At 64.8% G+C, this 14359-nt stretch carries 15 protein-coding genes; 11 read left to right on the forward strand and 4 right to left on the reverse strand.

Annotated elements, in window-relative coordinates; genetic code table 11:
* The first annotated feature begins 5 nt into the window (after positions 1-5).
* Positions 6-713: a class I SAM-dependent methyltransferase gene (locus tag AB6B38_RS02710; protein WP_371394183.1), complete on the forward strand. Its 708-nt coding sequence runs from the start codon at positions 6-8 to the stop codon at positions 711-713.
* Here AB6B38_RS02710 and AB6B38_RS02715 read toward each other — a convergent pair whose 3' ends face one another.
* The gene (locus AB6B38_RS02715) at positions 714-920 is read right to left on the reverse strand and encodes a dodecin family protein (RefSeq protein WP_371394184.1); all 207 of its coding nucleotides are present in this window, start codon (positions 918-920) and stop codon (positions 714-716) included.
* A gap of 175 nt (positions 921-1095) precedes the next feature.
* On the opposite strand from AB6B38_RS02715, the gene AB6B38_RS02720 reads away from it, so the two are divergent.
* Genes AB6B38_RS02720 through AB6B38_RS02730 form a run of 3 tightly spaced genes read left to right on the forward strand, consistent with a single transcriptional unit; the run spans position 1096 to position 3673 of the window.
* A complete protein-coding gene (locus AB6B38_RS02720) occupies positions 1096-1794 on the forward strand; it encodes a fumarylacetoacetate hydrolase family protein (protein ID WP_371394185.1) in 699 nt (232 codons plus the stop codon).
* 17 nt (positions 1795-1811) lie between these two features.
* Positions 1812-2444 carry a maleylacetoacetate isomerase gene (gene maiA, locus AB6B38_RS02725; protein WP_371394188.1) on the forward strand — a complete coding sequence of 211 codons (633 nt, stop codon included), beginning with the start codon at positions 1812-1814 and terminating at the stop codon, positions 2442-2444.
* Positions 2445-2470: 26 nt separating this feature from the next.
* On the forward strand, positions 2471-3673 hold the full coding sequence (locus AB6B38_RS02730) for an NAD(P)/FAD-dependent oxidoreductase (RefSeq protein ID WP_371394189.1): 1203 nt from the start codon (positions 2471-2473) through the stop codon (positions 3671-3673).
* Between the two features lie 4 nt (positions 3674-3677).
* Here AB6B38_RS02730 and AB6B38_RS02735 read toward each other — a convergent pair whose 3' ends face one another.
* Both AB6B38_RS02735 and AB6B38_RS02740 read right to left on the reverse strand, forming a co-directional pair.
* Positions 3678-5270, reverse strand: coding sequence for an ABC-F family ATP-binding cassette domain-containing protein (locus AB6B38_RS02735; protein ID WP_371394190.1), 1593 nt, complete (start codon positions 5268-5270; stop codon positions 3678-3680).
* 69 nt (positions 5271-5339) lie between these two features.
* On the reverse strand, positions 5340-6230 hold the full coding sequence (locus AB6B38_RS02740) for a LysR substrate-binding domain-containing protein (protein ID WP_371394191.1): 891 nt from the start codon (positions 6228-6230) through the stop codon (positions 5340-5342).
* A gap of 108 nt (positions 6231-6338) precedes the next feature.
* On the opposite strand from AB6B38_RS02740, the gene cysG reads away from it, so the two are divergent.
* The 7 genes from cysG to AB6B38_RS02775 are packed head-to-tail and all read left to right on the forward strand — an operon-like array spanning position 6339 to position 12908.
* A complete protein-coding gene (gene cysG, locus AB6B38_RS02745; RefSeq protein WP_371394192.1) occupies positions 6339-7757 on the forward strand; it encodes a siroheme synthase CysG in 1419 nt (472 codons plus the stop codon).
* Complete coding sequence (locus tag AB6B38_RS02750; RefSeq protein ID WP_371394193.1) at positions 7754-8035, forward strand: DUF2849 domain-containing protein; 282 nt, start codon at positions 7754-7756, stop codon at positions 8033-8035. Before cysG ends, AB6B38_RS02750 begins: the two co-directional genes overlap by 4 nt.
* 4 nt (positions 8036-8039) lie before the next feature.
* Positions 8040-9671 carry a nitrite/sulfite reductase gene (locus AB6B38_RS02755; RefSeq protein WP_371394194.1) on the forward strand — a complete coding sequence of 544 codons (1632 nt, stop codon included), beginning with the start codon at positions 8040-8042 and terminating at the stop codon, positions 9669-9671.
* Complete coding sequence (locus AB6B38_RS02760; protein ID WP_371394195.1) at positions 9661-10764, forward strand: phosphoadenylyl-sulfate reductase; 1104 nt, start codon at positions 9661-9663, stop codon at positions 10762-10764. The genes AB6B38_RS02755 and AB6B38_RS02760 overlap by 11 nt, the downstream gene beginning before the upstream one ends.
* Positions 10765-10775: 11 nt before the next feature.
* Positions 10776-11795: a cysteine synthase A gene (locus AB6B38_RS02765; RefSeq protein WP_371394196.1), complete on the forward strand. Its 1020-nt coding sequence runs from the start codon at positions 10776-10778 to the stop codon at positions 11793-11795.
* Positions 11796-11814: 19 nt separating this feature from the next.
* Complete coding sequence (locus tag AB6B38_RS02770) at positions 11815-12642, forward strand: ferredoxin--NADP reductase (RefSeq protein ID WP_371394197.1); 828 nt, start codon at positions 11815-11817, stop codon at positions 12640-12642.
* An 11-nt stretch (positions 12643-12653) separates the two neighbouring features.
* Positions 12654-12908 (forward strand): hypothetical protein, encoded by a 255-nt coding sequence (locus AB6B38_RS02775; RefSeq protein WP_371394198.1) that lies wholly within the window; start codon positions 12654-12656, stop codon positions 12906-12908.
* 3 nt (positions 12909-12911) lie between these two features.
* Here the strand turns inward: AB6B38_RS02775 and AB6B38_RS02780 are convergent, their stop codons facing one another.
* Positions 12912-14306: a sensor histidine kinase gene (locus tag AB6B38_RS02780; protein ID WP_371394199.1), complete on the reverse strand. Its 1395-nt coding sequence runs from the start codon at positions 14304-14306 to the stop codon at positions 12912-12914.
* Positions 14307-14359 lie beyond the last annotated feature (53 nt).

A 14359-nucleotide genomic window follows, 5' to 3' on the forward strand; every position in this document is an offset into this window, starting at 1 on the left:
ATCCGATGGGCGCCAGCCTGAAGCGCGATCTGGCGCGTGCCGAGCCGCTGGCGGAGTCCATGCCGCCTGCCTTTGTAGAGTCCCTGTTCGACCAGTATGCGCCGCGTTTTGAGGCCGCTCTGGTCGACGCCCTTCAGTATCGCGGGCCGCAAATCCTTCTGCAGCGTCTCATCGCCAATGGCTTCACGCGCGCCCGCAACGCGCTTGATCTGGGCTGCGGGACAGGCCTGATGGGCGAAGCCCTGCGTCCACATTGCACACGGCTGGAGGGGATCGACATTTCGGCGCGCATGCTGGCCGAGGCCGGTGCCAAGGGCGTCTACGACGCCTTGCACAAGCGCGACATTGCCCGTCTGGACCTGACGTGCGAGCGCTATAACCTCATCGTGGCCGCTGACGTGTTTGCCTATGTCGGGGCGCTCGAAGGCGTCATTGCCTGGTGCCGCGCCGCGCTCAATGAGGGCGGCATGCTGGCCTTCACGGTCGAGGCCGGTGAGGGCGATGTGGTCTTGCGCGAAAGCCGCCGCTTTGCGCACGGGCGGGACTATCTCGCCGCGCTGCTGGAGCAGGCAGGCTTTGCCTTTACCGGAATATATCCTTGCGTGGTCCGGCAGGATCGCGGCGAGGATATCCGCTCCTTCTGCGTGGTGGCCGGGCTGTCGCCGCTGCGCCATGACCGGGAAGGCGATGGCGAAGCGCACGCAGCAGCCTGATCAGCTCTCGTCCAGCAGGAAGGTGACGGCCATGTTCACGCGGAATGCGGAGATTTTGCCGTCATCCACACTCACATGCTTTTCCTTGATCCAGGCGCTCTTGATATTGCGCAGCGTCTTGGACGCGCGGGCGATTCCCTGAACCGCCGCGTCATCAAAGCTCTTGGCCGATGTTGCAGAAATTTCGGTTACACGGGCGACACTCATAATGGTCTCCTCTTGCTTGCTTGCCTCCGGGCAACGCCATGGGTCCGGATGATGTTCCAAGACTGCGAAACCGGCTGACGCGCCAGCCCACCCCCTCTTGCACTTTCGGGCCGGGTCCTGTTCCTTGCCGCAACCCTTTCGCGCGAACCCGCGCCGCCCTTCCGGGAGTATCAGCGTGACCCTTGTATTCGAACCCCGCCCGCCAGTGCTTGCGCCTGTTGCTGATGGCAAGCGCTTCCCCGTGCAGCGCCTGTTCTGTGTCGGGCGCAACTATGCCGACCATGCGCGCGAGATGGGCGCCGACCCGGATCGCGAGCCGCCCTTCTTCTTCACCGCCTGGGCCGAAACGGTCGTGACCGGCGGCGGCACAATCGCCTACCCGCAAAAGACCAGCAATTATCACTATGAGGCCGAGCTGGTCGTCGCCATCGGCAAGGGCGGGCGCAATATCCCCGCCGAAAGCGCGATGGAGCATGTCTATGGCTATGCCGCCGGGCTGGACATGACCCGGCGCGATTTCCAGGCCGATGCCAAGGCCCATGGCCGCCCGTGGGACACCGCGAAGAATGTGGAACAGTCCAAGCCGCTGGGTCTTATACGGACAGCCAGTGACGGCTTTGACCCTGCAAAGGGCCGTATCAGCCTCTCGGTGAACGGCGCGGTACGTCAGGACGCCGACCTGTCAGACATGATCTGGCCGGTTGCCGATGTGATCGCCTATCTCTCCGGCCTGTACCGGATCGAGCCGGGCGACCTTATCTATACCGGCACGCCTGCGGGCGTTGGCGCGGTGGTGCCGGGCGATGTGATAGAGGTGGCGATTGACGGGCTGGCGCCGCTGAACGTGACGGTCGGCGAGCCTTCCGGCCACTAGGAACATTGGAAAACCCCATGATCTTGCACGGATATTTTCGCTCCTCCGCCGCCTGGCGCATTCGCATCGTGCTCGGCCTAAAGGGTGTCGAGGCAAGGCAGGTTTCCCACCATTTGCGCCTTGGCGAGCAGCGCTCTGAAAGCTATTTGAAGCTCAACCCGCAAGGGCTGGTGCCGGCGCTGGAGACCGATGACGGAATTGTTCTCACCCAGTCGCTGGCCATCATCGAATATCTGGATGCGATAAAGCCGCAGCCGCTCATGGTGCCGGCCGATCCGGTGAGGGCGGCGCAGGTGCGCGCCTTTGCGCTGGCGATAGCGTGCGAGATTCACCCGCTTCAGAATTTGCGCATCCTGAAAAAGGTCTCGGCGCTGGCCGGTGATGACAATGCCGGTCCGAAATGGGCAGGCGAGGTGATCGCTGACGGGCTGGCGGCGCTGGAGGTCATGGCGGCACGGGAGCCGGGGCCGTTCTGCTTTGGCGATACGCCGACGCTGGCCGATGTGTGCCTGGTGCCGCAGCTGGGTAATGCGCGCCGCTTTGGTGTGAATGTTGATGCCTTTCCGCGCCTTCTGGCCGCCGAAGCGGCGTGTCTGGCGCTGGATGCGTTTGCCAGTGCAGCCCCGGACAAGCAGCCCGACGCCGAGTAGGCGCTTGCCATGCCCGCCAGCACGCCATGACACTCACCGCTCACGCAGACACACGCTTTGACGCGCTGGTCATCGGGGCCGGGGCGGCGGGCCTGTTCTATGGCGCGCGCGCCGGGGAGGCCGGTTTGCGCGTGCTGGTGATCGATCACGCCGCCAAGCCCGCCGAGAAGGTGCGCATCTCCGGCGGCGGGCGGTGCAATTTCACCAATATCCATACCCGTCCGGAGAACTTCATCAGCGCCAATCCCCATTTTGCCAAATCGGCGCTGGCGTGCTTCACCCCGCAGGATTTCTTAGGCCGGCTCGCCCGCCACGACATCGGCTGGCACGAGAAGACGCTGGGCCAGCTTTTCTGCGATGGCCGCTCAGGCGCCATTATCGACATGCTGCTGGCTGAGCTGCGCGAGACGGGCGGCGAGCTGCGCCTTGGTACATCGGTCAACAGCGTTACCCGCACTGATACCGGCTTCCGGGTCAGCACATCGGGCGGTGTCGTGGAGGCTGCGCGGCTGGTCATCGCCAGTGGCGGCCTGTCCATTCCCAAAATGGGTGCGACCGGGCTTGCCTATGATATCGCGCGCCAGTTCGGCCACAGCGTGATCGAGCCGCGTGCCGCGCTGGTGCCCTTCGTGCTTGAGGGCCGCGACAAGGAGGATTTTGCCGCCATTTCCGGCGTGGCCTGTCCGGTCCGGGCATCCAATGACCGGGCCGCGTTTGACGAAGCCATGCTGTTCACGCACCGCGGCCTCTCCGGCCCGGCGATATTGCAGATTTCGTCCTACTGGCAGCCAGGCGAGCCGGTGGTGATTGATCTGCTGGCAGGGTTGAACGCCGTTTCCGCCCTGACCGCCTTCAAGGCGGAGCATCCCAAAAGGTCACTCGCCAGCGCGATGGAAACCCTGCTGCCCAACCGGCTGGTGGCGCTTCTGCTGGCGCGCGGCGATATTCCGGACGTGCCGCGCATGGCCGACATGTCCCACGCGGCGATAGAGGCGCTGGTGGACAGCCTGTCGCGCTGGACCGTCCGGCCCGCAGGCACGGAAGGCTGGCGCACGGCGGAAGTGACCGCTGGCGGCATCAATACCGATGAGCTGTCATCAAAGACGATGGAGAGCCGGATCGTGCCGGGCCTATATTTCATCGGCGAGTGCGTGGACGTCACCGGCTGGCTTGGCGGGTATAATTTCCAGTGGGCGTGGGCGAGTGCCCACGCTGCGGCGCAAGGCTGAGCCCTTACGCCGCGTTGGCCCGGTCGGCCTGCAGGACCAGCTTGCGATAATCGTTCAGATCGCCGTCATAGCGCGTGGCCCGGCCATCCTTGACCAGCCAGAGCTGGTCTGCCGTGCCTTCGGCCAGATAGACATCGTGGGTGATGAGGATGACGGCGCCGTTATAGTCGTTCAGCGCGTAGATCAGCGCTTCGCGGCTGTCGATATCAAGGTGGGAGGTCGGCTCGTCCAGGATCAGGATGTGCGGCTTTTCCATCGCCATGAGGCCGAGCAGAAGACGCACCTTCTCGCCGCCTGACAGTTTTTCGATATTGGTGCCAACTTTCTCGTGGGCAAAACCCATCGCGGCGGCGACGGCGCGCTGTCTGGCCGGCGGCGTGCCTTCGGGCAGGGCATCGCGCACGTGATCGAGCACCGTTTCGCCGGGGCGCAGCTCGTCCATCTGGTCCTGCGAGAAATAGCCGATACGCAAGGCGCGCGGCGCGGTCCGCTCGCCCGCTATCAGCGGCAGGCGCTGGGCGATGGATTTGACCAGTGTCGTCTTGCCCTGACCGTTGGCGCCCACGATGGCGATACGGTCATCGGGGTCGAGGCGCAGATCGATGCCGGAGAGGATCACCGCATCCTCGCTATAGCCGACCGATGCCCCGCGCAGCTGGAGCAGCGGCGCGGCGAGCTTGTCGGTGGAGGTGGGAAAGGAGAAGGGGACCGTGCGCTCTTCGAGCGGCACCGTGATCTCCTGCATTCTCTGCAGCATCTTCACGCGCGACTGCGCCTGACTGGCCTTGGACGCCTTGGCGCCGAAGCGGTCGATGAAGGATTGCAGATGGGCGCGGTCGGCCTCCTGCTTGGCGCGCTGGCTCTCCAGCAATGCGGTTCTGGCGGCGCGCAGCTTCAGCCAGGCATCATACCCGCCCGGCGAGATGGATAGCTGCTTGTGCTCGAGCGCCATGGTATGGGTGACGCAGCGATTGAGCATTTCGCGGTCGTGCGAGACAAGCAGCACGGTATGGGGATATTTCTTCAGATAGGTTTCGAGCCACGCCGCGCCTTCAAGGTCCAGATAGTTGGTCGGCTCGTCCAGCAGCAGAAGGTCCGGCTCGGAGAACAGAACGCCCGCAATGGCAGCGCGCATGCGCCAGCCGCCGGAAAACTCGCGCGTCGGCCGGTAGAGATCGGCATCGCTGAAGCCCAGCCCCATCAGGACTTCCGCGGCGCGGGACTCTGCTGACCACGCGTCAATATCGGCAAGGCGCATATGGATTTCGCTGATCCGGTCGGGATCCTGCGCGGTCTCGGCTTCGAGCATCAGGGCGTGGCGCTCTGTGTCGGTGGCCAGCACCACCTCAAGGATGGTCTCGTCTGACGGCTCCACTTCCTGCGCCACCCAGCCCAGACGCGCGCCCTTGTTCATGCGGATGGACGTGTCCGGCGAGGGGCGTTCGATCTCCTCGCGGATCAGTTTCAGGAGCGTAGACTTGCCGGTACCATTGCGGCCGACCAGGCCGACTTTCCAGCCGCCGGAAATCTGCGCGGACGCGTTCTCGAACAAGGAGCGCGCGCCGATGCGGTAATCGAGGTTTGAGATCGTAAGCATGGGGGCGGTTTAACGATGCCAGCGCCGGGCGCAATGGGGCGGCTGTGCGCGAGCAGCAAAGCGGTGCCGCTACAATTCGTCGGCTGCGTCGGTGAAGCTGGCCATTTCAGCGCGAATCCACGCAGCGAGCGCGCTGGCCGCCTCTGACCGCCTGCGCCCGCGCGCGAAGGCGAGCCAGTAGCTTTCTCCGCCGGGCATGTCGCCATCGGCAAAGACGCTGACCAGACGGCCATCGTTCACCGCGCCTGCGGCCAGCAGCTTGCGGCCCAGCACAATGCCCGTCCCGGCCGCGGCCAGCGCCAGTGCCGGGCCTGCCCTGTCCGTGATGAAGCCGGGTTCCGGCACGATGCCGTAGGCACCCCGGCGCGCCAGCCAGTCTGTCCAGCCGAGCGGCGCGCTGGTGTCGGCAATGAGGGGCAGGGTTTCAAGATCGCCGGGTGTGCGTATCTGGCGCGCCAGCGCCGGTGCGGCGAGCGGGCTGAGCGTCTCGCGCAGCAATAATTGCGCGTCCCGCCCGGCCGGTGCGCCCGCGCTGCGCACAATGGCAAGATCAGCGCCCATATCCAGAGCGGCCAGCGGATCACTGGTTACAAGCTCCAGACCACTGGTAAAGGCGCGTGTGCCCAGGCGCGGGGCCAGCCACAGGCTCGACAGATCGGGCGGGGCGGCCAGAATGATCCGCGCGGCCCGCTTGCTCTCGCGCATGGCGGCACTCGCCTCGCCCATCAGCTCGAATGCCCGGCTCAGCCGGTCCAGCGCCGCCCCGCCCCGCTCGGTCAGGCGCAAGGTGCGTCCCTCGCGTTCGAACAGGGCAGAGCCGATCAGCGCTTCAAGCTGGCGCACCTGCTGGCCAATGGCGGCCGGGGTGACATTGAGTTCACCGGCAGCAGCGGCAAAGCTGCCGCGCCGGGCAGCGGCCTCGAAAGCGCGCAGCGCGTTGAGAGGGGGCAGGGCGGCCATGATGATCCATTGCAAAGAAAATCTATCTAATAATGGCAGAATAACTCATTTGAGAAAATAATCCATAGCGCATTAGGTTGGCCATTCAGATCTGAAGGACCATGCCTTATGGACCAGTTCCTGCCTGCCATTCCCTTAAAGGGCGCCCGCGTCATCGTTATCGGTGATGGCGAGGCGGCCCGTGCCAAATTACGCCTGTTTGCCAGCGCGCCTTGCGAGCTGGTCTGGCGTCCGGCGGTCAAGACCATCAATCCTCCCCCGGCTATTGATGGAGAAACCGGAGCCCGTATCGTGCCGGGACGGTTTGTGCCGCCGGGCGCCTTTTCCGGTGCGAAATTCGTGTTCATCGCGGTGGAGGACGAAACCCGCGCGGCCCGTCTTGCCGCGCGTGCGCGCCGGGCAGGCGCTCTGGTCAATGTGGTCGACAATCTGCCGCTCTGCGATTTCTACACGCCCGCTTTGGTCGACCGCGGTTCGGTGACGATTGCGCTCTCGACCGGTGGGGCGGCACCGGTGCTGGTGCGTGATATCCGTTCGGCTCTCGAAGGGCTGGTCGCGCCGGGTGTGGGCCTGCTGGCCCGCAGCGCCAATGCCTTACGTGATACGGTGCGTGAGGCGCTGCCAACTGTGGATGAGCGCCGCCGCTTCTGGGAAAGCGCCCTGCGCGGCGAGGCGGCAGCCAGAGCCGATGCGGGCGATGGCCCCGGCACCTCGCGCGCCCTGATCCGTACGCTAGACCGTTTCCGCGACGGCGCGGCCGAGCCGGGCCGGGTGTTTCTTGTGGGCGCGGGCCCAGGCGATCCCGAACTCCTGACGCTGAAAGCCGTGCGCGTGCTGCGCGATGCGGATGTGATCGTGCATGACAGGCTGGTGCCTGAAGCGATCCTGCAGCGCGCGCGCCGGGATGCGCGCCGCATCGATGTGGGCAAGCGCCGGGGCCATCACTCCGTGCCGCAGGAGCGCATTGGCGAGATCCTCATCGAGGAGGCCCGCAAGGGCCTGCGCGTCGTGCGCCTGAAAGGCGGGGACAGCTTCATCTTTGGCCGTGGCGGCGAGGAAGCCGAAGCGGTGCGTGCCGCCAGTATCGATGTGGAGGTCGTACCGGGCATTTCAGCCGCGCTTGCCTGCGCGGCCTCCGCCCAGATACCGCTCACCCACCGCGAGGCGGCACAGGCCGTCACCTTCGTTACCGGACAGCCCAAGGCGGACGGGCCGGAGCTGGATTATCAGAGCCTCGCCAGCGCACGCCATACCCTCGTTGTCTATATGGGCGTGGCCACCGCGCCCGTGCTGAGCGCGAAGCTGATCGAGGCAGGGCGCAGCGGCGATACGCCGGTTGGCATTATCGAGAACGGCTCCCTGCCGGAAGAGCGCCGCGTGTCCGGCACGCTGGCCGGTCTTCCCGCCCTGATCGACACGCACGAGATCAAGGGTCCGGCTGTGATCGTCATTGGCGAGGTGGTGGCGCGCGCGCCTGAGATGATCTCCGGGCTTGCCCGTCAGGCAGAGCTGGAGGCGGCGGCATGAGGGCGATTACCGCAAACCGGCTGACCGATGGCCATGTCGTCTACCGCCGTGCAGACGGCATCTGGACGCCCTCCCTGATCGAGGCGGAGCGCTTTGGCGATGATGCAGCCGCCGAACCGGCGCTGAACGCGGCGCTGCGCGATATCCTGACCGTGGTCGCGCCTTACCTCATCGAGCTCGACGGCGAGCAGCCCGGCGGGCGCAAGCATGTGCGCGAGGCAATCCGGCTGAAAGGCCCAACCACCGGCACCAGCCTGCTTTACGCCGGGGAGCGCTAGGCCGATGTATCGCTATGACGAGATTGACCGGTCGATAGTCACAGAGCGCGTGGAGGAGTTCCGCGAGCAGGTAGGCGCGCGTCTCTCCGGCGCGCTGAGCGAGGACCAGTTCAAGCCCTTGCGCCTGATGAACGGGGTCTATCTGCAGCTGCACGCCTACATGCTGCGCGTGGCCATCCCCTATGGCACGCTGGATGCGCGCCAGATGAGGGTTCTGGCCCATATCGCGCGCCATTACGACAAGGGCTATGGCCATTTCACCACGCGCCAGAACATCCAGTATAACTGGCCGGCGCTGGTCGATATTCCTGAAATTCTGGAACAGCTTGCCGATGTGGAGATGCACGCCATCCAGACATCGGGCAATTGCATCCGCAACACCACAACCGACCCGTTTGCCGGTGCGGCGCAGGACGAGGTGGAAGACCCGCGCCCCTGGTGCGAGCTGATCCGGCAATGGTCCACCTTCCACCCCGAATTCACCTTCCTGCCGCGCAAGTTCAAGATCGCGGTAACCGGCTCTGACGCCGACCGCGCCGCCATTGGCGTGCACGATATCGGGCTGAAGCTGGTGAAGAATGATGCAGGCGAGACCGGGTTCGAGGTGCATGCCGGCGGCGGTCAGGGGCGCACGCCGCGCGTGGCGGTAAAGCTGCGTGACTTCCTGCCCAAGGGCGAGTTGCTGGCCTATCTGACGGCGATCATGCGCGTCTACAATCTCGCCGGGCAGCGCGACAATATCTACAAGGCGCGCATCAAAATCCTCGTGGAAACCATGGGTGCGGAGGCTTTCACGGGTGAGGTGGAAGCGATGTACCGCCAGCTGCGCGGGCGTGACCTGGCCGTGCCCGCCGAGGAAGCTGCGCGCATTACCAGCTTCTTCCCCGAACCTTCGCCGGTGGACCGCCCTGAAGGGGTGAGCGAGGCGCCGGGCTTTGCCCGCTGGCGGGCGGTCAATGTGAAGCCGCATAAAGTGCCGGGCCGGGCGATTGTAGTGATTTCCTTGAAGCCCCGCGCCGGTGCGCCGGGCGATGCGACCGCCGACCAGATGGATGCGGTCGCCTTCCTGGCCGAACGCTACGCGGACGGGGAAATCCGTGTCACCAAGGAGCAGAATCTCGTCATCCCCCATGCCATCTCGGCGCATCTGCCTGCGATTTATGAGGGTCTGCGCGAGGCCGGGCTTTCGACCGCCAATGCGGGGCTGGCCAGCGATATCGTGACCTGCCCGGGGCTCGATTATTGCAGCCTGGCCAATGCGCGCTCGATTCCCGTGGCGCAGGCTTTGTCTGCCGCCCTGATCGACCGGGGTCTGGATGAGGATACGCAGGACCTCACCATCAAGATTTCCGGCTGCATCAACGCCTGCGGCCATCACCATATCGCCAATATCGGCCTGCTTGGCGTCGATAAGAAGGGCGATGAGGTCTACCAGCTCACCCTCGGCGGCGTGGCCGATAACGGCGCGGCCATCGGCAAGATACTCGGCCCCGGCCTGACGCCTGACGAGGCGGTGGAGGCTGTGGCCGCTTGCGTCGGCGTCTTCCGCCGCGAACGCGCGGATGGCGAAACCTTTACGCACACACTGGCCCGTATCGGGTTCGAACCCTTCAAGGAGGCCGTCTATGGGCAATGACACCGCAACAAAGCCCCGGCTGGCCCGCGTGGAGATCGATACCGCCACCACGCCGGACGCGGCGCTGGAAGCAGCGCGCAGCGCACAGGCCATCGATATCCGCTTCCCGGCGTTCAAGGACGGGCGCGGCTATTCTCTGGCCGCGCTGATCCGCGAGAGCGGGTTTGCCGGCGAGCTGCGCGCGACCGGCGATATCCTGCCCGATCAGAAGGGCTATCTCACCCGCACCGGGTTTGACGTGATCGCGCCGGATGACGGCTCGCCGCGCTGGGCAAGAGCCAGCTTCACCCATGCCTACCAGCCGGGTCTTGCCAAGGGTGCCAATGACCGGCTGCCGGCCTATCGCGCCCGCGCGCTTGCCGCCCGTAAAGCCCAAGTGGAGGCGCTGAACCAGCAATATGGCGATGCCCCGCCGGAGACCATCATCGCCGTCGCGCTGGAAGTGTTTGAGGGGCGTATCGCCATGCTCTCCTCCTTCGGGATAGAGGCGGCGCTGGGGCTGGCTTTACTGGCGCAGGTGGACCGGTCGGTGCCGGTGCTCTTCCTCGATACCCAGCGCCACTTCCCGCAGACGCTCAGCTATCGCGACCAGCTGGTGGCCCATCTCGGCCTTCAGGATGTGCGCATCCTCACGCCCGATCCCGCCGAAGCGCGCGCGCAGGACAATGACGGCAAGCTGTTTGAGCGCGATGGCGAAGCCTGCTGCGATCTGAGGAAAGTGCGCCCGCTCAATGCCGGGCTGGAAGGGTTTGATGCGGTCATCACCGGGCGCAAGCGCGCCCATGGCGGCGGGCGGCAGACCCTGCAGCCCTTCGAGTTCGATGGCGAGCGGGTCAAAATCAATCCGGTGGCGGGGCTGGACCCGGCCGGCATTGCCGCACTCTACCGTTCAATGGACCTGCCCGCCCACCCGCTAGCCACGCAGGGTTACACCTCTGTGGGCTGCTGGCCTTGCACCGCGCCCTCATCAGGCGCAAATGCACGTGACGGGCGCTGGCCCGGATCGGATCGCAGTGAGTGTGGTATCTTCGATCCGGTCCGCACAGCGCGGGCGGACGCGGCGCGCAAGCGGGCCGTGCGCCTTATCGGATAAGTGGGACGGGCATGACAGGCCATATTATCGACCTTATCGGCAATACGCCGCTGATCCGGCTTGAGGCAGCTTCACGCGCCACGGGCTGCGGGATTCTCGGCAAGGCGGAGTTCCTCAATCCGGGCGGCTCGGTGAAGGACCGCACCGCGCTGGGGCTGGTGCGCGCGGCGGAAGCGTCTGGCGCGCTCAAACCCGGCGGCACCATCGTGGAAGGCACGGCCGGCAATACGGGCATCGGGCTTGCCATTGTAGGCCGCGCGCTCGGCTACAAGACGCTGATCGTCATGCCGCGCACGCAAAGCCAGGCCAAGAAGGATGCGCTCATCGCGGCGGGCGCGCAGATCATTGAGGTCGACCCTGCCCCGTTCTCCAGCGAGCACCATTTCGTCCACGTCTCCCGCCGGCTGGCCGAAGAACTTTCCGCGACACCGCAAGGCGCGTTCTGGGCCAACCAGTTCGATAATCCCGCCAATGCCGCTTTCCACGCAGCGACCACGGGCGAGGAAATCTGGACCCAGACCGGCGGCAATATTGACGGCTTTATCTGCGCGGTCGGCACGGGCGGTTCACTCGCCGGGATTGCCCGCGCCCTGCGCGCGAAAAAGCCCGGCATCGCCATTGGCCTTGCCGATCCGTCCGGCAGCGCGCTTCACAGCTATTTCACCGCAGGCGAGCTTAAAGGTGAGGGGTCGTCCATCACCGAAGGCATCGGTGTGGGGCGCATTACCGGCCAGTTGCAGGGCTTCAAACCCGACCACGCCTATCGCATCGAGGACACCGAGTTTCTGCCCATCCTCTTTGATCTGGTGGAAAATGAGGGACTGTCGCTGGGTGGTTCGGCGGGCGTGAACATTGCCGGAGCGATCCGGCTGGCGCGCGCGCTCGGGCCGGGCAAGACGATTATCACCCTGCTGTGCGATTCCGGTGCGCGCTATGCGGGCCGGCTGTTCAATCCGGACTATCTTGCCGCGCGCAGCCTGCCCGTCCCGCCCTGGACGGACAGGGGCGATAGCGCGCGCAACGCCATCTGATCGAAAACGAGGACCTGCCATGACCGCTCTTCCCGCCGCGGCTGAAACCCTTGCGCCCGTTATCGAGGCCGGTGCCTTCTTCGATTGCGAAGTGCTGGAGGTGCGCCACTACACCGATACGCTGTTCTCCTTCCGTACCGCGCGCCCGCAGAGCTTTCGCTTTCGCACCGGCGAGTTCGTGATGATCGGGCTGGCAGGTGAAGGCAAGCCGACCTTGCGTGCCTATTCGCTCGCTGGTCCGAGCTGGGATGATGCGCTGGAGTTTTACTCCATCAAGGTGGAGGACGGGGCGCTGACCTCGCGTCTGAAGCATATCCGCCCCGGTGACCGGGTGCTGGTGGGCAGAAAGCCGACCGGCACGCTGGTGCTGGATGCGCTCCTGCCCGGCAAACGCCTCTTCCTGCTCTCCACCGGCACAGGCGTTGCGCCCTTTGCCAGCATTGTGCGCGAGCCGGATGTCTATGCGCGCTACGATCAGGTGATCCTTACCCATACCTGCCGGACGGCAGCCGAGCTTGCCTATTCCCATGAGCTGGTGGCGGGGCTGAAGGATGATCCGCTGGTGGGCGAGATCGCACCGGAAAAGCTGGTCTATTTCTCGTCCGTGACCCGCGAGGACGGCCCGCAGACCGGGCGGATTACCGATCTCATCCAGTCCGGCCTGTTCTTCAAATCTATTCAGCAGGCGCGCTTTGATCCCGAACAGGACCGCGTGATGATCTGTGGATCGCTGGCCATGCTCGAAGAGCTGAAAACCATTTTCGAAGAGCTGGGTTTCACAGAAGGTTCCAATGCCCGCCCGGGCAGCTTCGTGGTGGAAAAAGCCTTCAGCGGGGACGGAATCTAGGCGTCATCTTTGTGGAGTTCGCGGCAGATGGCGCGCTGATGCTCGCTGTCGGCAATGTGGCCACGGGGTTCGAGCTATGCGATGAAGCGCTGACGTGCCGGTTTGTGCCGGGGTATCTGGCCGGTCCGTCGTCGGTTCTTTTGGAGTCCGGGGCGGGGCCGCGGCCGGTCCGGGTGCGCTTTGGCTGGGCCGATGCCCCGATCCTCAATCTTTATGATGAAGCTGGCTTGCCAGCTGGACCGTTCGAGCTGGAGATGCCGCCATAGCATTTACGCCTCAAGATCAGCTGACAGGGACGATGCGCGCGCCGCTGCGCAAGTAAGGACTGCTTTCACCCCGAAACCGGGCCGGGAATGCAGTTTCAGGCGCAGCCCGCCGCGCGCGCACAGCCCGAACATTATCTCTATACCCAACCCGGCATTCAGCCGGGCTTGTTCTTCCGCGCTTCGCAAGTCTGTCAACGAGGTGATGATGACGTCGCGCGAACTCAACCCGACGCCGTCATCCATCACGAAAATATCCACTTCCTGGCCACGCCGCCGCCCGCCGAGCAGGATTTTCGTTCCTTGCGAGTGGCTGATAGCGTTCGCCAGGAGATTGGACAGGACATGCACCACGATGCCGGGGTCTGCCTGTACCTCAAGGCGGCTGCGCCTATGCCGGATCTGGATCGCCTTGTCGGCAGCCAGCTCCTCAAGCGGCTCGACAGCGTCCGCGATCAGCCTGTCTACCGGGGATATCTGCGAGCCGGACTCGCGCTTGCCCAGGTGAAAGCTGGAAAGCGTCAGAATGGATGACAGGAGGGCCGACATGTTCCGGGCCACGATCTTTTGCCGCCGGGCCAAGACACGGACTTGCTCAAGATCGCCCCTTTCGGCCATGATTTCGAGTGCACTGGCATTGAGACCAAGGGCATAAAGCGGCTGGCGGATATCATGGCCGGTCGCCGCCAGCAGGAATGTCTGGAACTCCTCGCTCTTCTCCGCGGCGTCCCGGGCGGCGGCGTAAAGGCGCATGATATGGAAGCGCCGGCGCGCGCGGATATTCGAGACAACCGCCATGATCCACCCAAACGCACAGGCCATGAGCACCAGCACGCTCTGGGTGATTTTGGGGTAGGATGCGATGTCCCAATACCACGCAGTAAGCGCCAGATAGCAGATGGCAAGGCCGGAGCAGAAAAGGGCGACGGCAACGGGGTACGCACTTGCGCCAAAACCGATCACGATGGCGAAAATGCTGATCCAGAAGGCAGTGAAAACCAGTACGCTGGATCTGCCTTCAGGCGTTGTCTCGACCGCCGGGAACGCCATTGCAACCATGATGGCAGCCGCCAGGCCCAGCGCTATCCAGACCCTTATCACGAGCGATGGCATAACTTCCTTCCAGCCTGGCCGGGCTATCAGCAGCCAGGCGCATCCCAGAAGGCCGGTAAGTCCGGCACTGCCGCGCAAGGTGGCGGTGGGTAAAAACCATTCACTTCCATATAGGTAGAGGAAATCTGAGCTGAGAGAGCTTATAAGGCCGAGCCCGAGGCCCGCCATGGTCAGAGCGATCTGCGTGCGCTGAACGGACCAGCTGTCGTCGCAATAGGCCGCCTCCAGCGCCGCATCGGTGAACTGGCCTGTCAGGCGTCTGATCGGCGGAAATTCTTTTGCCGTCATTTGCTCCCCGGGATTTGTGTATTACTTTCTGCCATGTCGGGCCTGAACATCGG

Origin of the sequence: Glycocaulis abyssi (assembly GCF_041429775.1) — a bacterium.
Taxonomy (GTDB): Bacteria; Pseudomonadota; Alphaproteobacteria; order Caulobacterales; family Maricaulaceae; genus Glycocaulis; species Glycocaulis abyssi.

Excerpts from the sequence above, each read along its gene's own strand:
- AB6B38_RS02710 (WP_371394183.1), top strand. The coding sequence starts at position 6 with ATGGGCGCCAGCCTGAAGCGCGATCTGGCGCGTGCCGAGCCGCTGGCG.
- AB6B38_RS02715 (WP_371394184.1), bottom strand. The coding sequence starts at position 920 with ATGAGTGTCGCCCGTGTAACCGAAATTTCTGCAACATCGGCCAAGAGC.
- maiA (WP_371394188.1), top strand. The coding sequence starts at position 1,812 with ATGATCTTGCACGGATATTTTCGCTCCTCCGCCGCCTGGCGCATTCGC.
- AB6B38_RS02730 (WP_371394189.1), top strand. The coding sequence starts at position 2,471 with ATGACACTCACCGCTCACGCAGACACACGCTTTGACGCGCTGGTCATC.
- AB6B38_RS02735 (WP_371394190.1), bottom strand. The coding sequence starts at position 5,270 with ATGCTTACGATCTCAAACCTCGATTACCGCATCGGCGCGCGCTCCTTG.
- AB6B38_RS02740 (WP_371394191.1), bottom strand. The coding sequence starts at position 6,230 with ATGGCCGCCCTGCCCCCTCTCAACGCGCTGCGCGCTTTCGAGGCCGCT.
- cysG (WP_371394192.1), top strand. The coding sequence starts at position 6,339 with ATGGACCAGTTCCTGCCTGCCATTCCCTTAAAGGGCGCCCGCGTCATC.
- AB6B38_RS02750 (WP_371394193.1), top strand. The coding sequence starts at position 7,754 with ATGAGGGCGATTACCGCAAACCGGCTGACCGATGGCCATGTCGTCTAC.
- AB6B38_RS02755 (WP_371394194.1), top strand. The coding sequence starts at position 8,040 with ATGTATCGCTATGACGAGATTGACCGGTCGATAGTCACAGAGCGCGTG.
- AB6B38_RS02760 (WP_371394195.1), top strand. The coding sequence starts at position 9,661 with ATGGGCAATGACACCGCAACAAAGCCCCGGCTGGCCCGCGTGGAGATC.
- AB6B38_RS02765 (WP_371394196.1), top strand. The coding sequence starts at position 10,776 with ATGACAGGCCATATTATCGACCTTATCGGCAATACGCCGCTGATCCGG.
- AB6B38_RS02770 (WP_371394197.1), top strand. The coding sequence starts at position 11,815 with ATGACCGCTCTTCCCGCCGCGGCTGAAACCCTTGCGCCCGTTATCGAG.
- AB6B38_RS02780 (WP_371394199.1), bottom strand. The coding sequence starts at position 14,306 with ATGACGGCAAAAGAATTTCCGCCGATCAGACGCCTGACAGGCCAGTTC.